Origin of the sequence: Bradyrhizobium sp. CCBAU 11434, assembly GCF_028128895.1 — a bacterium.
GTDB lineage: Bacteria > Pseudomonadota > Alphaproteobacteria > Rhizobiales > Xanthobacteraceae > Bradyrhizobium > Bradyrhizobium zhengyangense.
Map to the genome: position 1 here is coordinate 478,879 of NZ_LBJX01000011.1, position 20,457 is coordinate 499,335.

The 20,457-nt window shown below is 61.7% G+C and carries 18 protein-coding genes; 11 read left to right on the plus strand and 7 right to left on the minus strand.

Features of this window, described 5'->3' with window-relative positions; genetic code table 11:
• Positions 1-8 precede the first annotated feature (8 nt).
• Positions 9-761 carry an alpha/beta hydrolase gene (locus XI06_RS09695; protein ID WP_271605162.1) on the plus strand — a complete coding sequence of 251 codons (753 nt, stop codon included), beginning with the start codon at positions 9-11 and terminating at the stop codon, positions 759-761.
• Positions 762-1,886: 1,125 nt separating this feature from the next.
• Positions 1,887-2,864: a SphA family protein gene (locus tag XI06_RS09700; RefSeq protein WP_271605163.1), complete on the plus strand. Its 978-nt coding sequence runs from the start codon at positions 1,887-1,889 to the stop codon at positions 2,862-2,864.
• Positions 2,865-2,951: 87 nt separating this feature from the next.
• On the opposite strand, the gene XI06_RS09705 is transcribed toward XI06_RS09700, so the two are convergent.
• Positions 2,952-3,860: a LysR family transcriptional regulator gene (locus XI06_RS09705; RefSeq protein ID WP_271605164.1), complete on the minus strand. Its 909-nt coding sequence runs from the start codon at positions 3,858-3,860 to the stop codon at positions 2,952-2,954.
• A 135-nt stretch (positions 3,861-3,995) separates the two neighbouring features.
• Here XI06_RS09705 and XI06_RS09710 point away from each other — a divergent pair, with 135 nt between their 5' ends.
• From XI06_RS09710 to XI06_RS09745, 8 genes are all read left to right on the plus strand, one after another.
• Complete coding sequence (locus tag XI06_RS09710; protein ID WP_271605449.1) at positions 3,996-5,153, plus strand: alpha/beta hydrolase family protein; 1,158 nt, start codon at positions 3,996-3,998, stop codon at positions 5,151-5,153.
• A 24-nt stretch (positions 5,154-5,177) separates the two neighbouring features.
• Positions 5,178-6,131 carry a VOC family protein gene (locus tag XI06_RS09715; protein WP_271605165.1) on the plus strand — a complete coding sequence of 318 codons (954 nt, stop codon included), beginning with the start codon at positions 5,178-5,180 and terminating at the stop codon, positions 6,129-6,131.
• Positions 6,115-6,483 carry a Rieske (2Fe-2S) protein gene (locus XI06_RS09720; protein ID WP_271605166.1) on the plus strand — a complete coding sequence of 123 codons (369 nt, stop codon included), beginning with the start codon at positions 6,115-6,117 and terminating at the stop codon, positions 6,481-6,483. Before XI06_RS09715 ends, XI06_RS09720 begins: the two co-directional genes overlap by 17 nt.
• A 39-nt stretch (positions 6,484-6,522) precedes the next feature.
• Complete coding sequence (locus XI06_RS09725; protein ID WP_333909317.1) at positions 6,523-7,653, plus strand: FAD-dependent oxidoreductase; 1,131 nt, start codon at positions 6,523-6,525, stop codon at positions 7,651-7,653.
• Positions 7,654-7,725: 72 nt separating this feature from the next.
• Entirely contained in the window at positions 7,726-8,889 is a 1,164-nt protein-coding gene (locus XI06_RS09730) for an MFS transporter (RefSeq protein ID WP_271605167.1), read from the plus strand.
• Positions 8,890-8,914: 25 nt separating this feature from the next.
• The gene (locus XI06_RS09735) at positions 8,915-9,493 is read left to right on the plus strand and encodes a cupin domain-containing protein (protein WP_271605168.1); all 579 of its coding nucleotides are present in this window, start codon (positions 8,915-8,917) and stop codon (positions 9,491-9,493) included.
• The gene (locus XI06_RS09740; RefSeq protein WP_271605169.1) at positions 9,490-10,518 is read left to right on the plus strand and encodes a fumarylacetoacetate hydrolase family protein; all 1,029 of its coding nucleotides are present in this window, start codon (positions 9,490-9,492) and stop codon (positions 10,516-10,518) included. The genes XI06_RS09735 and XI06_RS09740 overlap by 4 nt, the downstream gene beginning before the upstream one ends.
• A 4-nt stretch (positions 10,519-10,522) precedes the next feature.
• Entirely contained in the window at positions 10,523-11,455 is a 933-nt protein-coding gene (locus tag XI06_RS09745; RefSeq protein ID WP_271605170.1) for an NAD-dependent epimerase/dehydratase family protein, read from the plus strand.
• 223 nt (positions 11,456-11,678) lie between these two features.
• Here XI06_RS09745 and XI06_RS09750 read toward each other — a convergent pair whose 3' ends face one another.
• The 6 genes from XI06_RS09750 to mdlC all read right to left on the minus strand — a co-directional run bounded on the left by XI06_RS09750 (position 11,679) and on the right by mdlC (position 19,440).
• A complete protein-coding gene (locus XI06_RS09750) occupies positions 11,679-12,518 on the minus strand; it encodes a 3-keto-5-aminohexanoate cleavage protein (RefSeq protein ID WP_271605171.1) in 840 nt (279 codons plus the stop codon).
• 39 nt (positions 12,519-12,557) lie between these two features.
• Positions 12,558-13,736: a 4-hydroxybenzoate 3-monooxygenase gene (locus tag XI06_RS09755; RefSeq protein ID WP_271605172.1), complete on the minus strand. Its 1,179-nt coding sequence runs from the start codon at positions 13,734-13,736 to the stop codon at positions 12,558-12,560.
• A gap of 55 nt (positions 13,737-13,791) precedes the next feature.
• Positions 13,792-15,105 carry an MFS transporter gene (locus XI06_RS09760; RefSeq protein WP_271605173.1) on the minus strand — a complete coding sequence of 438 codons (1,314 nt, stop codon included), beginning with the start codon at positions 15,103-15,105 and terminating at the stop codon, positions 13,792-13,794.
• Between the two features lie 190 nt (positions 15,106-15,295).
• A complete protein-coding gene (locus XI06_RS09765) occupies positions 15,296-16,258 on the minus strand; it encodes a ketopantoate reductase family protein (RefSeq protein WP_271605174.1) in 963 nt (320 codons plus the stop codon).
• Between the two features lie 77 nt (positions 16,259-16,335).
• Complete coding sequence (locus XI06_RS09770; RefSeq protein ID WP_271605175.1) at positions 16,336-17,787, minus strand: aldehyde dehydrogenase; 1,452 nt, start codon at positions 17,785-17,787, stop codon at positions 16,336-16,338.
• Positions 17,788-17,811: 24 nt separating this feature from the next.
• Entirely contained in the window at positions 17,812-19,440 is a 1,629-nt protein-coding gene (gene mdlC / locus XI06_RS09775; RefSeq protein WP_271605176.1) for a benzoylformate decarboxylase, read from the minus strand.
• 97 nt (positions 19,441-19,537) lie between these two features.
• Here mdlC and XI06_RS09780 point away from each other — a divergent pair, with 97 nt between their 5' ends.
• Positions 19,538-20,455 carry a LysR family transcriptional regulator gene (locus XI06_RS09780; protein WP_271605451.1) on the plus strand — a complete coding sequence of 306 codons (918 nt, stop codon included), beginning with the start codon at positions 19,538-19,540 and terminating at the stop codon, positions 20,453-20,455.
• Positions 20,456-20,457 lie beyond the last annotated feature (2 nt).

A 20,457-nucleotide genomic window follows, 5' to 3' on the forward strand; every position in this document is an offset into this window, starting at 1 on the left:
AGAGACGCATGCCGCACGTGATGCAGGAAGCTGAGCCGTTCTTTTTCAATGGCAATGACATTGCCGTGCTCGTCCTGCATGGTTTCACGGGCACTACGCAGAGTATGCGCTATTTTGGGCAGGAGCTGCACCGGCGCTATGGGTTTACGGTCCGTGGTCCCCGCCTGGCTGGACACGGCACGACACCCGATGACATGGCAACGACCGGCTTACACGACTGGATCTCTTCGTGCGAAGAGGCGCTCCATGGACTAGCCGCAGGCGGCAGGCCTGTTTTCGTCGCAGGCCTATCCATGGGCGGGACGCTGGCGCTCAACCTGGCTGCACGCTTTTCCACGATCGTTCGCGGCATTATTCCCATAAACAGCCCAGTCGGCATTTTCGAACCGCCGCTCGCGGAGTTAGTCCTGAACAAGTCGGCTCCAGCACGGGTCCCGGGGATAGGTTCGGATATAAAGGATCCAGGGGTGTCGGAGCTCGCCTATTCGGAGCTGCCCGTCAGCTGCGCACGCGAGGTGTTTGTCTTGGTCGCCGCGACTTCGGCAATTCTTTCCAAGATAACTTGCCCGGTGTTGGCGATGCACTCCCGCGAAGACCATGTGGTGCCGCCGCGAAATGGACAAAGAATTCTCGAGAGCGTTGGGTCCGATGACGTCAGGCTGCTGTGGCTGAATGACTCCTATCATGTTGCAACTCTCGACTATGATAGGGACCTTATCGTCCAGCGCGCCGGGCGATTCATTGAGGAAATCGGCGGATAGCTGACCATACAGTTGCGGCAGGGCCTCGGCTCACGAACAATCCTACGCGCAAGATTGGATGAGGTGGCGCAGGTCTGGTCGGTGTGCGGAAAGGCGATAGGTTCCAATGACTCGAAACGATCGAGGCTTCAGGCTAGGATCGCCGACCACGATGCGCTCTCGCGGTTGGATATTTCGTTGTAAGCCATTGATCTCCAATGATCGGATTTTGGCCCAGTTGGAAAAATTCTCTCGAGAAATCAAGACCTGCAGCATGTCTCTTAATCAGCGGTCCCAGGTTCGAGCCCTGGTGCGCCCACCATGCGAAAGCCTTTATTTTACAAGACCTTCGCGGCCGGGTTGCTGAGATCACGGGAATCTCGTGCGACGTTTCTCAGTGTAACCCCGCGCAGTCGGACTGCCGTGTGTCTTTTTCCTTGTTTTCGTATCTCGCCTATTCGATACATTGCGTTTGATCCAATACGACCGGCCAACAACGTACTCGTGGTAGAATAGGATATCCGGACGAGCAAAACGGATAAACTATCGTCGCCGCCGGTACCGACCACCCGCAGGACAGCCGCCGACTGTATTGGAATCGGCACCTTTGTCTTGAATCGTGGGTTTGACTCCCACTCTCTCCGCCATTTATGCGATTTAGTACGCCAAATTGCGATCTCGTGCGATTTTTCGCCGCCGACGGTAGCGCCTCGGCTCTTGGCGCGGACTGTGCCGACTACTGGCAGCGGTTTGCATTCGAGCAACGACAGCTCGCGCTTCAAAAGCTGCGATCACATAGGCCGCCGGACGGTCGCACACTTACACAAACCTGAGCGGCACCAGACGGCAGCGGCCGAGTGCCTGCCGCATAGTGCTGATTCTTCCAATCGAAGCGCCCCGAACCGCATCAGAGTGAGGCAGAGCTATTTGGACGCGATTCACATGTCGCTGGATCCATAAGGCGGATCGCACCCTCAGCTATCATTTGAATAAATAGCTCGGATTTCAAAGATCAATTTTACGAATGACTGGCGCTTGCCGAATATGACGCCATTCCGACGGTCGATGGCGCGTCGGCACGAATGAATGAACTTGGGGATGACGCCCGCGACCTCGCTTGCGAGGACGATCGCGCATGGGGGGACTATGAAGCGAGTACTGAAGCTTTCCGCAATGATGCTAATGGCCGGTGCGGTCAACGGAGCGATGGCCGCAGAGAACGGGGTGACGAACTATCCTGCCGGCTCGCCTGGCATTTTTGTCGGTGCTTTCCCACCGATCCCAGGTCTCTTTGCGATCAGCCAGACCAACTACACGAGTGCTAACGGTCTCTATGATGGAAGCGGCAACAAGCTGCCCATTCCCTTTCAGCTTTCGGCGGTTTCGGAGACGGTCAGGTTTCTCGCCAGCTATCCCGGCGAGTTCTTTGGCGCTCACGTCTATTCGCAGCTTGTCGTCCCCTACGTACACCTCGACAATTCCAATCCCGGGGGCACGTTTCAGGCCAACGGATTTGCGAACCTGACGATTTCACCGGTGATCTTGAACTGGGCACTGTCGCCAACGCAGAGCGTTACGCTCGGGCTCGACATCATGCCGAACACAGGCACCTACTCTCCCAATAAACCCCTCAATGTGGGCACTAACTACACAACCATCTCGCCGACCGTCGCCTATCGTTATGCTGATCCGAAAGGTTTCGAGTTCGCCGTCGCACCGCGACTGCTGATCAATGGAACGAACTCGGAATCGGTCAATCCATTCACGCAGATGATGCAGCAATACAAGAGCGGCGATGCGCTGGTGGTCGATTTCACCGCCGGGTACAACTTTGGAAAGTGGAAGGCCGGCATCGTCGGTGGCTACACTCAGCAATATACCGACGATACGGTGAACGGGATCAAGGCATTCAATGCCGCGGGGATTCAGGATGGAAACCGACTTCGGTCGCTGAACTTTGGACCGTCGCTGTCCTATGATCTGGGTACCATGCAGATCAACCTGAACTACCAGCACACGTTCTATGTGGAGAACGGTACCAAGGCCGACACCGTTTGGGCCAATTTGGCATTCCCCATCTGGGTGCCGGCACCGCCGCCGGGCGCCATACCGGGCAAGCACTGATCAGAGATCGCCCAAGGACCTAATCTGTCCCGCGAATGGACATCAATAAGGAGCCGGCGCAAAATGCGCCGGCTTTTTTGTATCGAGCTACCGCACCTCGAGCGCGGCCGCCCGCATGGTATCGCGCAACCAGATCAGGCCGGCGTCATTCGAGCGGTAGCGGTGCCACTGCACGCATTGCTGCATGATCGGCAATGATACCGGCAGCTCGATGATCCGTATCGGAAGGCTTCGCTGCGCAAGCTTCGCGAGCCTCCGATGCAAGGTGGCAATGCGATTGGTTCCCACAACCAGATGCGGAATTGCGGTGAAGGCGTAGGTCGAGATCGCCTCGTTGCGCGTCACTCCGCTTTGTTCCAGGTAGCGCGTCTCCAGGGATTGAGTCGCGATAGCCGGCCGCATCACAACATGTGATGCCTTGGTGTAGTCGCTGCGCGAAAGCTTTCCCCGCGCGAACTTCCCCTTGCTCCAGGCGATGACGCAAAAGTCTTCCTCGACGATGACCTCTGAAGGGTGAAGTTTTGAGCTGAACTCTTGCGGGATGATGAGCAGATCGACGTCGCCCCGTTCGAGGGCGCGTTCGGGCGCCTGAACCTGCTGGAGGAAGTCGAAGCGAATGCTAGGGGCAGCCGCCTCGCACTTCGCAAGCAGCGCCGGCACCAGGGTTGCCATGGTGTAGTCGGACGCGAGGATCTTGAAGCAGCGGTCGGACTGAGCCAGATCGAATTCCGACGTCGACGCAATCGTCCAGTCGATCCGGACCAGCAAGTCCTTGATGGAATCCTTCAGAGCTTCGGCGCGCGGCGTGAGCTCCATCTTGCGCCCGATCTTCACCAGAAGTTCGTCATCGAAATAGTTGCGCAGCCGAAGCAGCGCGTTGCTCATCGCGGACTGCGTCACATTCACGCGCGCCGCCGCCCCGCTGACGCTGCGCAGATGCAGCAGATGATCGAGGGCGACCAGAAGGTTGAGATCGAACTTGTTGTTGAAGCGCATCGCGAGCTCCAGCGATCCATTTATGAAATCAATATCTGGGATGTTAATAATCAATTTTTCAGAGGAGTTAAAGGGCGCTACCTGAGCATTGGGAAGAACGTCCAGGGGCGCCTCTCGTGCGCCGTGAGTAGGCTTATGTTCAGGTATTTTCCGACGAATTACGTCTGGAATCTCTCGGTCGATCTTGCGATCGAAATGGGAGCCAGGATCGGCGAGATCGAGGAAATGTGCGCGCCTCTGCAGGAGGCCGCGCGCCAGCCTGGTGCAGCAGGTACCGCAGCCTTCCGCGAGACCTGGTCGCGCATGGCCGACAAGCTCTGCGGACTAGCTGCGGAGGATGAGGCGCGCGGACGGTTGCTCTCCGCGGGCGAAAAATACGGACGTGCGGCCACCTATCTGATCACCTGCGAGCGGCTACAGGCGCACGGTGCGCCGGGCCGCCTCGAACTCTACCGCCGTTTTCTCGACGTGTTCGCCAAAGGAGTCACCCTGGCGAGGGAGAATTGCGAGCGGGTCGAAATCCCATATGAGGGTGCCCACATCGCCGGTCTCCTCGTGCGAGCCGAGGGGGTCGAAGGTCCGGCTCCGCTCCTGGTGCAGGTCAACGGGCTCGATTCAACCAAGGAGATGAAGTACCGCGTCGGATTGCCGGCCTGGCTTGCCAGGCGCGGCGTTTCCTCGCTCGTGATCGACCAGCCGGGATCCGGCGAGGCGTTGCGGCTGCACGGCCTGACGGCCCGTTACGACAGCGAGCATTGGGCGAGCCGGGTTGTCGATTGGCTCGAGACGCGCGCCGACGTCGATCCCCGGCGGATCGGCTTGGAGGGTGTTTCGCTCGGCGGTTATTTTTGTCCCCGCGCCGTTGCTTTCGAGCCGCGCTTCGCCTGCGGCGTCGCCTGGGGGGCCAATCATGACTGGCGCGATGTGCAGAAGAAGAGGCTGCAGAAGGAAGGCAACTTCCCGGTCCCGCATTACTGGGCGCATGTGCGTTGGGTTTGGGGCGCCAAGGATCAGGACGATTTCGAGAGGATTGCCGAGAACGTTCATCTCGACGGCATCCTTGACCGCGTCAGGGTGCCCTTCCTCGTGACCCATGGCGAGAAGGACTCGCAGATTCCGCTGCATTGGGCGGAGCGCACCTACGAGCATCTCGTGAACAGTCCCAAGCGCGAGCTCAAGGTCGTCACCGACCGCGAAGGTGGTGCGCAACACGCGAGCTTCGATAACAGCATCAATGCGGGCCAGTACATCGCCGATTGGGTGGCCGAGACATTGAGCGGCCGCACTAGTTGAACGCCGGCATTTCCGGAGGGAAGAATGAAAATCGTAGGTTTGGACAGTTTGATCTTCGGCGTGGATGACGTGCCCGGTACTGCACGCTTCCTTGTCGACTACGGGCTGACGCCCGTCGACGTCTCGGATGCTGGAGGACGGTTCGAGGCGATCGACGGCACATCGGTCGTAATCGCGCGCGAAGACAATCCGCGGCTGCCCGCGCCGCCTGCGCCGGGCTGTCGCCTGCGCAAGACCATGATGGGCGTCGCTGACAGCGCGACGCTCCAGGCGATTGCTGCGGAATTGCGCCGGGATCGCGAAGTCCGGGTGCTACCTGACGGCTCGATCGAATCAATCGATGATTCGAATTTCGTCATTGGCTTTCGCGTGACCGTCCGCCGGCCCTTCGCGCTGCCGGGCGAAATCTCCAATGCGCCCGGTGGCGTGGTGTTTCGTCCGGTCAACAGCCTCGGCGTGCCGCCGCCCGGCACGGTGATCCGCCCGCGCTCGCTGTCGCACGTGGTCTATTTCGTGCCCGACGTGTTGAAGGCGGAGGCCTTCTACGTCAATCGGCTGGGCTTTCGCTGCACGGATCGCTTCACCTCGACCGGTCCGTTCCTGCAACCGGCGGGATCGCTTGACCATCACACCCACTTCCTGATTGCGGCGCCACCGCATATGCACGGCGTCGAGCATTTCACGTTCCATTTCGGCGGCCCGTCGGAGATGATTACCAACGGCTACCGCTTCGTGGAAAAGGGCTACCAGGCGTTCTGGGGACCTGGCCGCCACATCCTGGGCTCGAACTGGTTCTGGTACTTCAACAGCCCGTTCGCCTGCCACATCGAGATGGATGCGGACATGGATCTGCACGACGCCAGTTGGGCGCCGCGCGAGGCCGCATTGTCCGCCGATGCGTCCCAGACGTTCCTTTTGAAGATGCGAAAGAAATGGGCTCCTGGTCCAGGGATCCACGAAAATGGCGACTACGCTTGAGGTGAAGATTGCAGGGTTACTCCGGATAGGCCGAGCCGACGAGATCGGCGAGGGTCAATCGCGCGGCTTCGATCCGCACGACTGCGGCGAGGACACGATGTTCGTCGTGCGGTGGGGCGGTGTTCTGCAGGTCTGGCGCAACGCGTGCCCGCATGTCGATGGCGCGCCGATGGCATGGCGCAAGGACGGGTATCTGAATGCCGATGGCTCGCGCATCGTCTGTCATGCGCATGGGGCGGAATTCCTGCCGGACAGCGGGATGTGTGTGCAGGGGCCGTGCGTGGGTAAACGGCTGACCGCCGTGCCGATCGCCATCGATACGCACGGCGATCTCTTGGTAACAGAAGAATAAGGCAGCCGAAAAGGCGCAAGTTTCGAGAGGAGGGACACCTTGGCGGTGGTTCGTAAGGTATTGATAATTGGCGGCGGATTTTCTGGCATGGCTGCGGCCATCCAGATGCGCAAGGCCGGCATCGACGTCGATCTCGTCGAGATCGATCCCGATTGGCGTCCTGAAGGGGCCGGCATCACCGTGAATGGGCCGACCTTGCGCGCGCTCGAGACGATCGGGGTCTTTGACGAATTCGCAAGGCGCGGTTTCACCTCCAGCGGCGTCGATCTGTTCACCCCCATCGGGCAGAAGATCGGCGAGATCCCGACGCCTAAAGTCGCGGGCTCCGACGTTCCCGGCGGCGGCGGGATCATGCGGCCGGAACTGGGACGAATTCTCGCCGATGCCACCCGCGCGAGCGGTGTCGCGGTTCGCGTCGGGTGTACCTACACGGCGATCGAGCAGACGGGCGATCAGGTCACCGTCGTGTTCACAGACGGGACGACCGATACTTACGACCTCGTTGTCGCCGCCGACGGCGTCCATTCGAAAACGCGCGAACGTTTCTTTCCGGAGGTCAAGCCGCCGCAGTATATCGGGCAGGGCGTCTTCCGGGCGGTTTTACCGAGGCCATCGGATATCGATCGTCCGCGCATGTGGCTGGGTGGCGCCGTGAAGGTCGGGGTGAATCCGGTCTCGCCGACGCACTTGTACATGTTCGTCACCGAGCCGCGGGCGGAAAAGCTCAACGTCGACGCGAAGACCTGGCCGCAGCTTGTCGCGAGCATGATCGAGCCGTTCAGTGACCCGGCTCTTGCCGCGCTTCGCCCCCAACTCTTCGCCCCTGAGGCCGCAATCGACTATCGCCCGCTCGCCAACCTTCTCGTGTCAGCACCATGGAATCGTGGTCGCGTCATCCTGATCGGCGATACCGTTGCGGCGACCACGCCGCATCTGGCATCCGGCGCCGGCATCGGCATCGAGAGCGGCATCGTTCTTGCGGAAGAGCTCGCCAAGGCCACGACCCTGCAAGACGCGTTCGACGGCTTCCACGCGCGCCGCTGGGAGCGCTGTCGCATGGTGATCGAGAATTCGGAACGGCTCTGCCGGATCGAGATGAAAAACGGCGACAAAGCCGAACATGCGAGGATCATGCGAGAGTCGGTCATGGCGCTGACGCAACCGATTTGATCCGACGGAAAGCTGCGAGCGCAGCTCGGTGCCGTCGTGCCGAAACACAAATCACAAAGAGGGGGAATAGGAATGCAATCGACAACGGAAAGCTGGTCAGGCCGTCTTCCCTTGATGGTGGCACACTGCGCCGGCATGGTTGACCTCGTCGCTTTGCCGGTCTGGGTCGGCGCCCTGATCGCACAGTACAAGTTCGCGCCTCAGCAGGCGGGCGGGCTCGCGACGCTGTTCCTGACCGGCGCGGTGCTCAGCAGCCTGTTCTTTGCACCACGCCTTAACCGCATGAATGCGCGGCTGGCCGTGATCGGTGGCTTCGCGCTTGCCGCGGCAGCCTTCTTCGCCGCAGCGTGGGTCACGGATTTCCCGACGCTGGCCGTTCTGCACGCGCTGGCTGGCGCTTCAGCGGCCTGCGGCCTCAGCTTCACGCACGGGACGATCGCGCGCAGCGCCAATCCGCATCGTCTGTTTGCGATCGTCGGCATCGCACTGGGTGTCTTCGCCATCGTGTTTCTTGGTGCCACGCCGAACCTGATCGTCGCGTTCGGAGGGCACGTGCTGTTCGCGGTGTTCTCGAGCATCATGGCAGTTGCCGCAATCGTCGCCGCGATCTCATTTCCTGCCGCGGTTGCTGGTGACAAGAGCTCGGTCGCAGACGTCAGCCGCCTCCCGCGGGCCGTATGGTTTGGCGTCGCCGGGGTGAGCTGCATGGCGCTGACCCAGGCGATGATGTTCAGCTTTATCGAGCGCATCGGTGCCGATAGAGGTTTCGGCACCGAAGCGGTCACCGGCGTGTTGATCGCGCTCGGCCTGGTCAATCTCCTGCCGGCGCCACTCGCGGTAGTGCTGGAAAGGAAGGTGTCAGCGAGGACTGTGGTGCTCGCGGGGCCTGTTTGCCAGGCGGTCATCGCGGTGACGATCACCTTCGGCAGCGGCTTTCTAGCTTATGCGATCCCGACGGCGCTGTTCGCCGCGGTGATGATCTTCACGCACACCTTCGCCTTCGGTCTGCTGTCGCGGCTCGATCCGACGGCGCGCGCACTTGCGGGGACACCGGCGATGCTGATGATCGGAGCCGCGGTCGGCCCGATCCTCGGCGGCACGTTGGTTCAATCGTTCGGCTACCAGGCGCTGGGACTTTGCGCGATCGCCATCTCGACCGTCGCCGTCTTGCTGTTCTCGAGGGTGTTTGCCACGAGGGCAGGGGTCGCAGGCCGACAGTCGCTCGAAGTTGCCTGATCCTGAATCAAATTGAGGAATCAAAATGTCGCTTGCACCAATTCGCCGTGTCGTGACAGGTCACGACGCGCATGGGGATGCCGTGATCACAACCGACGGCTCCTTGCCGACGGTGGTCGCGCTCGCTGCGATTCCGGGGACGATGTTTCATGAGGTGTGGAGCACGACTGCAACGCCTGTTTCCATCGACAACGGACCGGATCCGACCATTGGTCCCCTGCGTCTGCCGCCGCCGGCGCACGGCACCCGCATCCGTTTCGTTGATATTCCGCCCGACACCGAGGACTTCCTCAAGCATGGCGCGGCGCGGATGAAGGATGCGTTCAGCCAGGCCGGCGATGTGCACGCATCGACCGTGCGACCGGACTCGCCGCATCCGTTGATGCACCGCACCGAAACTGTCGACTACGGAATCGTCATCTCCGGGGAGGTCACGCTGGTGCTCGACAAGGGCGAAGCGAACCTGAAAGCCGGCGACGTTGTGATTCAGCGTGGCACAAACCATGCGTGGGCCAACCGAAGCGGCAAGCCGTGTCGGATGCTGTTCATGCTCGTCGATGGACAATTCAGCGACGAAGTCAATCCGTCGAAGGCTGCCTCATGAGACTTGCGACCTACGATGACGGGACGATCGATGGCCAGCTGGTCGTCGTTTCCAGGGATCTTCAGCGGGCGGTCGATGCGCGCGCGATCGCGCCGAACCTCCTGACGGCGCTCCGCCGCTGGCCATCGGTGGAGGCGCCCCTGCGCGCCCTCAACGACCGGCTCGACGACGGCCGTGTCGACGACATCATGCCGTTCGATCCCGCGCGCTGCCTCGCGCCGCTGCCGCGCGCGCCGCAATGGTGCGATGGATCGGCATTTCTCAATCACGGGCGACTGATGGATCTTGCCTTCGACAAGTCGCCGATTCCAGATTTCGACACGATCCCGGTGATGTACCAGGGAGCGAGTGACGATTTTCTCGGCCCGCAGGCCGACGTGCCGTTTGTGACAGAGGCGGACGGAATCGATTTCGAGGGCGAGTTCGGGGTGATCGTCGACGAGGTGGCGATGGCGACACCGGCCGCGCAGTGCGGCACGCACATCCGGCTCGTGGTGCAGATCAACGACTGGAGCCTGCGCGCCATCGGCGCGCGCGAGGTGCGAACCGGATTTGGTTTCCTTCAGGCCAAACCTTCGACGAGCTTTGCGCCCATCGCCGTGACGCCGGATGAAATCGACGCCGCCTGGCGTGATGAACGCGTCGACATGCAGCTTGGCATTTGGCGCAACGGGGAGCGGATCGGCGCTGCCTCGGGCCGCGAAATGGCGTTCAGCTTTGCGGATCTCATCGCCCATGCCGCGAAAACGCGACGCCTCACGGCGGGAACGATCATCGGATCGGGAACAGTGTCGAACGCCGATCGGTCGGTGGGCTCGAGCTGCCTCTCGGAGGTGCGGGCCATCGAAATGGTCGATCACGGCGCGGCCAGGACGCCGTTCCTGAAATTCGGCGATCGCGTGTCCATGCAGGCGTGCTTCGCCGACGGGCGGGACGGACCGTTTGGCCGCATCGATCAGAAGGTCGTCCGGGCGGACGATGAGTCTGCGGCCCCGCCTCGCTCGTCCAATCGCGGAGGCATCTAAGTCGATGCGGATTCTGGTCACTGGAGCCGCGGGATTCATCGGTAGTGCGTTGCTGAAGTCGCTGATCGGCGACCCCGCTGTGCCAGAGATCGTCGCTGTCGACCTCGCGGAACGGCCGGCCTGGGCTGCCGCAGGTCGCGTGCGCTGGCTTTGCGGCGGGGTCGACGATTGCGCCGTCATGGACGCGATCTTTCGCGACGAATTCGATCTCGTCTTCCATCTCTCGAGTGTGCCGGGAGCGCTTGCCGAAAAAGATCCGCGGCTCGGACGTCGCGTCAATCTCGACGCCTCGCTCGATCTTCTGGAGCGACTGGCGGCGACGTCTCGCTGCCCTCGCGTGGTCTATGCCAGCAGCATCGCGGTCTACAGCCCAAGCTCCGGTCCCGTCAGTTCGCGAACGCCGCCGCGTCCTGCGATTACCTATGGCGCGCACAAGCGCATGGTCGAGATCGCCTTGGCCGACCACACTAGGCGGGGTGAGATGACCGGCATCTCGGTGCGACTGCCCGGGGTCGTGGCTCGCCCTGGACCGGCGACCGGATTCGGCTCCGCCTTCATGAGCGAGCTCCTGCACGCGCTCGCGGCCGGCGAGCCCTATTGCTGCCCAGTGTCGCCGGGTGCCACCATGTGGTGGCTGTCCATTGTCGCGGCGGTGAAGAACCTCATGCACGCCGGCGTGATCGCCCATTGCGGTACCATTCAGCTCCCGGCGTTGCATCTCACCGTCGAAGATGTCGTCGAAGCGTTTGCTGAGGTCGGTGGAACGGTACGAACGTCACTCGTTCAATATCGTCCGGATGAGCGCATCGAGGCGACATTCGGCCGCTTCCCCGAGCTCGACGTTGCCGACGAGCGCGCGCTTGGTTTCACTGACGACGGCTCAGTCGCGAAGTTGATCAGGAATGCGCTCACCCAAGCAAACGAGATCGCTGGGTAAGAGTGGGGCGACGCTTCGCAAACCTGTGAGGACCTAACCCTACCGCCTCTTGGCACTTGCCGTCGCAGGTACTTCCGCAACCTTTCTTGTCCATTCCGGTGGTTCTGCGGTCACTCGCATGTCAGTCAATTTAAACCGGTTGGTTCGCTGACACGCGTCGCGTCGACTTGACGATTTCATGCTGAGGATGGTCCGCGCCCCAGCCCGACGCGCCAATGGGTTTTCAGGCGACGGGATTGAGATGGAGGGCCAAGCGCGCCTCCCGTGGCGTGGCGGGGCGGGCGCCGTGACGGCTGATGGCATCGACGGCGCGTTTGACCAGCTCTGCGTTGCTACTTGCGAGCCTGTCCTTAGAAATGCGGATGTTGTCTTCCAGCCCGGTGCGCACCCCGTCGCCGCCGCGGGCCAGAACCCATTCCATGACTCGCGCCTGATTCGGTCCGATCCCCGCCGCCGTCCAGGTAGCTTGCGGCAGGATACGGCGGGTTTCATTCAGAAGAATATCAAGGAGCCGTTCATCCGCAGGCAATGCATTCAGCACGCCCATCACGAATTGAACATGCGGGCGCGGGTCCATCAGCCCTTTGTCGATGAGGCGGCGCGCGCCGTGGATGTGGGACAAGTCGAAAATTTCGATTTCGGGACGAACACCATTCTCTTGCATTTTGGAGGCGAGGTCCTCCACCAGAGCAGTATGGTTTTCATAGATGATGGTCGGGAAGTTGACTGAGCCCGTGGACAGGGAAGCCATATCGGGCTTGAGATAAAGCGCCGTACCGCGTGCGGCTGGGTCTCGACCCCGTCCCCCCGTCGAAAATTGCACGATCATCCCGGGGCAATGTTTCGCGATCCCTTCCTTCACGACTGCAAACCGCGCGGCGTCGGAAGACGGGCTTTCGTCGTCGTTGCGCACGTGGATGTGGACGAGCGACGCACCTGCTTCGAACGCCTCGTGGGTCGATTCGATCTGCTCCGCGGGTGTCACTGGCAGAGCGGGATTATCGCGTTTACGTGGCACGGAGCCCGTGATGGCGACTGCGACGACGACAGGTTTGGTTGGCATGGCCTTCGATCCTCAGACGTCAAAGATTACCGCTTCACTTCACGCTAATGGCATCCCGACATAGTTCTCAGCAAGCGTTGTCGCAGCGGCCCGCGACGAGGTCACGAGCTCAAGTTCTGCGAGTTGGCGCTTCAAGTCGAAATCGGTCCCTTCATGGAATCGATGGAGCATCGACGTCATCCACCATGAGAAGTGCTGAGCTCGCCACACCCGCCGAAGTGCAGTGCGCGAATAGGCGTCCAACAGGTCGGTTGACCGATTGGCGTAGAATGACGACAGCGCCCGCGCGAGGACGTGCACGTCGGCCGCGGCCAGATTCAGGCCCTTGGCGCCGGTCGGGGGGACGGAGTGCGCAGCGTCGCCCGCCAGGAATAGTCGCCTGTGCTGCATCGGCTCGCAGACGAACGAGCGGAGCGGGATGATTCCTTTTTGAAAGATCGTACCCGTCTTGAGTTCGAACCCGTCGCCGCCGACACGTCTCTGCAACTCATCCCAGATCCGATCATCGGACCAGTTATCGACGCTGTCGGTGGGGTCGCATTGGAAATACATGCGCTGAACGTCCGGAGATCTCGTCGAGATCAGCGCGAATCCGCGTTCGTGGTGAGCGTAGATCAATTCTTCGGATGATGGGGGCGCCTTGGCCAGGATCCCGAACCAGCCGAAAGGATAGACGCGGAAGTAGTCGTGGCGGACCGAATGTTCCGGTATTGCGGCGCGACTTGCACCGTACCCGCCGTCACATCCCGCGACGAAGTCGCAGGACAATTCGCGCGTCTCGCCTTGCTTGGTGGTGAAGCGGATGACGGGCTGGTCGGAAGTGAGGCCGTCGATGTTGGTTGCCTTGGCCTCAAAATGAATCTGGCCGCCCGTGCGCAAGCGAAGCGCGATCAGGTCTTTCAGGACTTCGTGCTGCGGATAAACGGTGATCATGCGGCCATTCGCCAGGCTCTCAAGATCGATGCGATGTCCGCGGCCGGCGAACCGCAGCTCGAAGCCGCCATGCACGAAGCCCTCGCGCTTCATGCGATCTCCGGCACCGATCTCGGTCATCAGATCTACGGTCGACTGCTCGAGCACGCCGGCCCGGATCGTCTGTTCGATCTCTGCCTGCGACCGGCTTTCGACGATGATCGACTCGATGCCGCTCAGATGCAGCATGTGAGAGAGCAGGAGTCCCGCTGGACCAGCCCCGACAATACCTACTTGTGTTCGCATTGCGTGTTCCTCTCGGAATGTTCCTGATGTATCGAGCGGCCGTAACGACCTCTCGTCATGCTTCTCGTGCGGGGATGTGTCGACCAACGACAGCGAGCGAAAGGGCAAGACCAAGCATGGCGACGCCCAGCATCAGGAGATAACCGTCCTTTCCTCCGGCCGTGATCACTGCTGCGCCGGCAAAGGCACTGAGGATCGCTCCAAGCCGACCAAAGGCGAGGGCGGAGGCCGTGCCCGTGGCCCGGACAGTGGTCGGGTAGACATGGGCGCACACGGCATACATGGTCGACTGCACCGCATTGGCAAAGAAGCCCTGCACACCGAACCCGGCTATCAGAATGCCCGCCTGCGCGGCGATGTTCACGCTGGTCAGGTAAAACGCGGTCGCGGCACCGAGCAGGCTGCAAAGCAGGAGCGGCCAGCGGGAGCCGTACCGGGTGATGATCATGGCGCACGTCAACGCGCCGAGCACGCCTCCGAAGTTGTAGGCGGTCAAACCTGACCCGGCGATAGCGACGTCCAGTCCTTCCGACGTCAGCATCGTCGGCAACCACGTGAACGCGCTGTAAACAGCAAGCAAGTTGAGAAAGAAGGCGCACCAGAGCGCGATCGTGTCGCGCGTCCGGCCGTTCTCAAATAATGCAAGAAATCCCTCGCGTTTCTCGATTCTCTGCTCGCCCAGATCTGTGAAGGCGATGTCGGCTGCGACCGGACGCGACATGCGCCCGACGAGTCGGCGCAGCTCGGCCCAGCGCGCCGGCCGGCGCGCGAGGAAACGGGGCGTTTCCGGGAGAATGAAGAGCAGAAGGAAGCTCAGGAGCACGGCCAGAGCTCCGCCAAGAAAGAACAGGGCCCTCCAACCGAAGTTCGGCAGAACGACGCCGGCGAACAGGCCGGCGAGCATGCCTCCGAGCGGAACACAGACAATGGTCGCGGTAATGGCGAGCGTCCGCCGCCGTGCGGGCGTGAACTCTGCCGCAACGGTGGTGGAGCTCGGCAAGGCTCCGCCAATGCCGAGCCCCGCCAAAAATCGCAGTGCACCGATATGCCAGAGGTTGGCCGCGAAGCCGATGCAGAAGGTCGCCAGCCCGAAAACCATCACGCTGACGATTACGGCTCCGCGTCGTCCGAACCGGTCGGCGAGGAGGCCAGCGAAGGCGCTCCCTATTCCCATTCCGACCAACCCGGCCGCAAGTGCGGGTGCAAAGTCGCCGCGGGTCACGCCCCACTCCTTGATCAGAACCGGGACGGCGAAGCCAATCAGCTGCCCATCGAACCCGTCCATGATGATCGACAGGGCGGCGATGAAGACGACCAGCTTTTGCACGAGGCTCCAGGGGCCATTATCCAGGAACTGGCCAATGTCCAAGGAGGAATGTGTGTCTTCGAGGCCGCGAGTTGGATCGGATCTTGTTGCCGCGATGTGCGAAGCGGACACTTGGCCCATGGGGAACGACTCTGTCACGACTTGATTTCCTCCCTGTTGTTTTGCGTCGTGTGGTTGAATTGCCAGCACGATCTTTCGTATGCCTGCGGCTCCTGCGCAGGACATTTGCCGTTCAGGACCTGGCGGCGATCTTTGCGTCGATATGTCGGATCAAGGCCAGTACAGTTTCAGTCATTGGCGTCGAGAGGCCGCGTTCCTTCGCATGTCTCACGACTGCACCGCAGATCGCCTCGATCTCGGTCGTTCTTCCGGCAAGCACGTCCTGCAGCATTGAAGGCTTGTGGTGTGTGTGGTGCTGCATCGCGGATGCCAAGGTCTGTTCGACGTGCGAACGATTGACGGCAAAGCCGCAGGCAATAGCGGTGTTGCAGACTTCCGCAGCAATGGCGAACGCGAGGCTTCGCGTGGCTTCGTCGGCCCCGATCTGGCCGACCGATGAGCGCGTCAACGCGCAGAGCGTATTGAGGGCAGCGTTGAACGCGACCTTTTCCCAAATGGCGGTTTCGACCCTGGGGTCGACGGTGGCGTTTAGCCCGCCGCGCGCGAGCAGGTCGGGCAGCAGCTTCAGAATTGGCGTGGCAGGCTCGGCGGTCGCCGCCAGTCGAGCGATCCCCGCACCGTGCGACTCCACGTGGCCGGGCGCGACGAGATCGGCTGGATTGGTCGTGATGCCGATCAGGACGTTTTGAGGGCGAGCAAACGCTGTCAGCAGGAACTTGTTATCAAGCCCGTTCTGAAGGCTCAGCAAGATGGTCTTCGGCCCGATGCAGGAGCGAACCGCTGAGAGGGCAGCCGTCGTGTGCATGGTCTTGGTGAAGACGATGATGAGATCGAATGTCGTCGCAACTTCGTGCGGAAAGAAAGCCGGTACGCGGATCGATCGTTCGCCCGAATCGGTGCTCAGGACGAGACCCTCCCTCCGGATCGCCTCGACATGCGAAGCATTCAGATCGATCAGGGTGACGTCCGATCCGCCTTCGAAAAGACAACCGCCGAACAAGGATCCCATCGCGCCGGAGCCGAGAATGGCGATACGAGGCCGCGGTAACTGCCGATCTGACATTCTGCGCTCCATCTGGACGAGCTTCCTCGCGCCTCCCCTGAGGGGGAGGCGGCATTGTTCATTTGAGGTTGAGATCGGCTCGCGCCTGATCAGAACGGATAATGTCGTTCGCTTGTCTGAATGGTCATCCAGCGGATGTCCGTGAATTCGGCGATTCCGGCCTTGCCGCCGAATCGTCCGTATCCGCTGTCCTTGACCCCTCCGAACGGCATCTGTGCTTCGTCATGAACGGTCGGACCGTTGATATGGCAGATGCCGGATTGGATACGGGACGCGACGCGCATGCCTCTCGAGGTGTCCCTGGTGAACACGGCGGACGACAGGCCGTAAGCGTTGTCGTTTGCGCAAGCGATCGCGGCGTCCTCGCCCTTGACCCGAACGATCGGCTTGATCGGCCCGAAGGACTCCTCGCTGTAGATTCTCATCTGCGATGTGACGCCGTCGATCAGCGTGGCCGGCATCAGCGTGGAATCGGCCTTTCCGCCGCACAGCAGCTTTGCACCTTTTGCGAGTGCATCTTCGATGAGTTCGTTGCAGCGCTTCACGGTGCTCATGTCGACGACGGAGCCGAGGACGACAGGGCCTTTTCTCGGATCGCCGAGCGGCAGCTTGGAGGCCTTGTCGGCGAGACGACGCACAAACTCGTCTGCAATGGTCTCATCAACGATGATTCGCTCGGTCGACATGCAGATCTGTCCCGAGTTCGCAAAGGCGCCGAACGCGGCAGCATTTACGGCGGCGCCGATATCGGCATCGTCAAGGACGACGAGGGGTGCTTTGCCTCCGAGTTCGAGCACTGCAGGCTTGAGATACTTCGCACATGTCGCCGCAATGATCTTCCCGACGCGGGTCGATCCGGTGAAATTGACGCGGCGAACGGCGGGATGCGCGATCATCGCTTCGACGACCGCTCCGGCGTCGGAGGGCGCGTTGGTGACGTAGTTGACGACGCCTTTGGGAAAGCCGGCCTCCTTGAACGCCTCGACGATCAGCCCGTGTGTCGCTGGGCACAGCTCGGACCCCTTCAGAACGACAGTGTTGCCGCAAGCCAAAGGTAGTGCGATGGCGCGCACGCCGAGGATCACGGGTGCATTCCAGGGCGCCATGCCCAGGACCACGCCGGCGGGTTGTCGCACCGCCATGGCAAAACTGCCGGGCACATCGGAGGGAATGATCTCGCCGTTGATCTGCGTCGTCATAGCGGCGGCTTCGAGCAGCATGCCGGCCGCGAGATGGACATTGAAGCCTGCCCAGATTCCCGAACTGCCAGTCTCCACGGCCATCACGGCGGCGAAAGCGCCTGCTTTTGCCTCGAGCGCATGTGCGGCTTTGGTGAGCAACGCCCGGCGTTCGGACGGCCCCGTCGCCGCCCAGGTCGGGAAGGCTGCGGCGGCGGCTTCCACGGCCGCAATTGCGTCGCGCGCCGTGGCTGCCGGCGCTCGCGTTGCGATCTGGCCATCCAGCGGATTGAGCCGCTCGAACGTGGCGTTACCCGTGGCTGTTCTCTGTTCGCCGCCGATCAACATCGAAATCGTATTCATGGTCTACTCTCCCTCGGTTCTGTTCTATTTCTGTAAGTCTCTGTCCTCGACCTCGACTTCGATCAGTGTCGGTCGCTCGGACGAAAATGCCTTCGCTAAAGCATCATGAAGAGCCTCGGCTTTATCGACATGGACTGCGGGGCAGCCCAAGCCCTTTGCAATCGAGACGAAATCGAGCCCAGGAAGGTCGGTACCCTGAACGTGTTCTTGCGAGCCGAAGCCGAATACGGGCGCGAAGTCCTGTAAGGCGGCATAGCGCCCGTTCTTGAGAATGACGAAGGTCACGGGGAGGCCGAGCTGTGCCGCGCTCCAGATTGCCTGGATCGAGTAGAGGCTCGAGCCATCGCCCATCAGGGAAATCACTCGGCGCCCGGGCTTGCCGAGCGCAACGCCCACCGCCGCCGGCATACCGTAGCCGAGGCCGCCGCTATCCATGGTGTAGAAAGCTTCACTCTGCGTGATGGGCAAGTGCGCCTGCATCACAGACCTGGCGCCGGGCGCTTCCTCGACGATGATGCCATCTGCAGGCTTTTTGTCTGCAATGGTTTGCATAACGAAGGCAGTCGAGAGAGGCGCTGTCGGTTGCACCCTCGGTGCGATGATGCGAGCAGGAGGGGTATCGCGCCTGGGTGGCGTTGCACGCGCTAGAAGGTCCAGGAGGCCCAACCGCACACTCCCGATCGCAGCCATTCCCTCGGCCGTCCATGCGGCGGTTTGCGGATCGTCAGTCAATTGGCAGAGCTCGGCTCCAGCTGGCAGATGCGGACCGAACCCCTCCACGTGATACGAGAACGCCGGCGCGCCGATCGCGAAGATGAGATCGTGTCCCTGAAGCAGGTGGACAATCTTCTCGCGGATTGCCGGCAGAAACCCGGCGAACAGCCGGTGGTCCTCGGGGAAGCTGCAACGGCCGGACATCGGGGCCGCGAAGACACGCGCATTATGTGCCTCGGCGAGCTTGCGGACCTCGTCGAACGCGCCGTCGCGATCGACGGCCGCTCCGACGACGAAAGCCGGTCGCTTGGAACGATCGAGAACGTCTCCAATCTGCTCGAGAATGGCTGGAGCGGGCCGAACCTGCTGGCTCACGGTGCGCGTCGGCAGGTATTCGGCGGGACGATCCCAGTCGTCCACGGGCACCGAAACGAGGACGGGACCGCAGGGTTGAGTCATGGCGATGTAGTAGGCCCGCGCGATGGCGTGTGGCACGTCCTCGGCACGAGCAGGCTCAATGCTCCATTTCACATAAGGCTTCGGAAGCTCGGTGGCTTCGCGGGAGGCCAGAAACGGATCGAAAGGAAGGATGGATCGGGCCTGCTGGCCGGCCGTGATGACGAGAGGCGTTCGGTTCTTGAACGCCGTAAAGATGTTTCCCATCGCATTGCCGACGCCGGCGGCCGAATGTAGATTGACGAAGGATGCATTGCGCGTTGCCTGCGCAAACCCGTCGGCCATGCCGACCACAGCGGCCTCCTGGAGGCCGAGAACGTAGCGGAAATCGTCCGGGAAGTGCCGGAACAGCGGCAATTCCGTCGATCCGGGGTTGGCGAAGATGGACGTCATGTCGAGACGACGCAGCAGATCGATGACGGCATCGCGCACGGTTGGCGCAGTCACGCGTCGCTGCTCGAACGTATCCGTCCCCTTGGCCATGTCCGCTCCATCCCGTTTTTCGTCGTTGACCGAACACTAGGGGACGGAGGCTGTTGCAGAGAATTGAATAAATCAGGAAAAGCCATTACACTTGGTTATGGCATTGAGCATCGAACAACTGACGACCTTCACCACCATCGTCAAGGCCGGCAGCCTGGGTCGGGCCGCGGCCCTGCTGAACATGACGCAGCCCGCGCTCAGCCGGGCAATCAAACGGCTGGAGCAGCAGCTTGGTACCGAGCTTTTCGAGCGCCATTCCAAGGGTATGCAGCTGACCGACATCGGAAAGGCTTTCTTGCCGCACGCGGCGTCGCTGCAGGCCGAAGCCTCGCAAGCCCTGGAGGAAATTCAGGCGTTGCGCGGCGCGGCGAAGGGAACCGTCCGCGTTGGCGCTGTTGCGAGCATCGCGAGCTCGATCCTGCCGCCGGCGATCGAGCGCACCTTGAGCAAGTGGCCTGGCCTCCATTTCGAAGTATTTGAAGGTGTCTGGGATCTCCTGGCTGCGAGTCTGTCCAAGCACGAGATTGATCTGGCCCTGGGCGCAGAAGCGCCCGACACTGACGAAATCGTTGCGATCCGTGATTGCTATTGGGAAGACACGAGCCACGTGATCGTTTCGCCCGGGCATCCTCTCAGGCGTCGTCGAAAGTTGACGCTCGCCGATACGCTTCACGAGAAATGGACGATCCCGCCGCCCGGCACCGGGCCGCATCAGCACGTCGAACGTGTGTTCGCCGAACAAGGCCTCGGCATGCCCGACGTCATCGTCAGGACGCGCTCGATCACGGTGCTCAAGAGTCTCATCGTGGATTCCGGTTTTCTGAGCTGGATGGCGGAGCCGATGTTCGAGCCGGAACGGCGCGCTGGTCTCATTGCTCCCCTTTCGATCGCCGGGGTCGATGGGAGGCGTAGACTGATGGCGTTTCGCCGCCGGCGGGGTCTCCTGGCCGTTCCGGCGGTGAAGCTGCTGGACGAGTTGAGGCGGCTGACGTCGACAGGAAGCCGTAAACGCTGACC

What these genes read in the sequence shown, in the direction of transcription:
- XI06_RS09695 (WP_271605162.1), top strand. Translation starts at nt 9, where the DNA reads ATGCCGCACGTGATGCAGGAAGCTGAGCCGTTCTTTTTCAATGGCAAT.
- XI06_RS09700 (WP_271605163.1), top strand. Translation starts at nt 1,887, where the DNA reads ATGAAGCGAGTACTGAAGCTTTCCGCAATGATGCTAATGGCCGGTGCG.
- XI06_RS09705 (WP_271605164.1), bottom strand. Translation starts at nt 3,860, where the DNA reads ATGCGCTTCAACAACAAGTTCGATCTCAACCTTCTGGTCGCCCTCGAT.
- XI06_RS09710 (WP_271605449.1), top strand. Translation starts at nt 3,996, where the DNA reads ATGTTCAGGTATTTTCCGACGAATTACGTCTGGAATCTCTCGGTCGAT.
- XI06_RS09715 (WP_271605165.1), top strand. Translation starts at nt 5,178, where the DNA reads ATGAAAATCGTAGGTTTGGACAGTTTGATCTTCGGCGTGGATGACGTG.
- XI06_RS09720 (WP_271605166.1), top strand. Translation starts at nt 6,115, where the DNA reads ATGGCGACTACGCTTGAGGTGAAGATTGCAGGGTTACTCCGGATAGGC.
- XI06_RS09730 (WP_271605167.1), top strand. Translation starts at nt 7,726, where the DNA reads ATGCAATCGACAACGGAAAGCTGGTCAGGCCGTCTTCCCTTGATGGTG.
- XI06_RS09735 (WP_271605168.1), top strand. Translation starts at nt 8,915, where the DNA reads ATGTCGCTTGCACCAATTCGCCGTGTCGTGACAGGTCACGACGCGCAT.
- XI06_RS09740 (WP_271605169.1), top strand. Translation starts at nt 9,490, where the DNA reads ATGAGACTTGCGACCTACGATGACGGGACGATCGATGGCCAGCTGGTC.
- XI06_RS09745 (WP_271605170.1), top strand. Translation starts at nt 10,523, where the DNA reads ATGCGGATTCTGGTCACTGGAGCCGCGGGATTCATCGGTAGTGCGTTG.
- XI06_RS09750 (WP_271605171.1), bottom strand. Translation starts at nt 12,518, where the DNA reads ATGCCAACCAAACCTGTCGTCGTCGCAGTCGCCATCACGGGCTCCGTG.
- XI06_RS09755 (WP_271605172.1), bottom strand. Translation starts at nt 13,736, where the DNA reads ATGCGAACACAAGTAGGTATTGTCGGGGCTGGTCCAGCGGGACTCCTG.
- XI06_RS09765 (WP_271605174.1), bottom strand. Translation starts at nt 16,258, where the DNA reads ATGGAGCGCAGAATGTCAGATCGGCAGTTACCGCGGCCTCGTATCGCC.
- XI06_RS09770 (WP_271605175.1), bottom strand. Translation starts at nt 17,787, where the DNA reads ATGAATACGATTTCGATGTTGATCGGCGGCGAACAGAGAACAGCCACG.
- mdlC (WP_271605176.1), bottom strand. Translation starts at nt 19,440, where the DNA reads ATGGCCAAGGGGACGGATACGTTCGAGCAGCGACGCGTGACTGCGCCA.
- XI06_RS09780 (WP_271605451.1), top strand. Translation starts at nt 19,538, where the DNA reads ATGGCATTGAGCATCGAACAACTGACGACCTTCACCACCATCGTCAAG.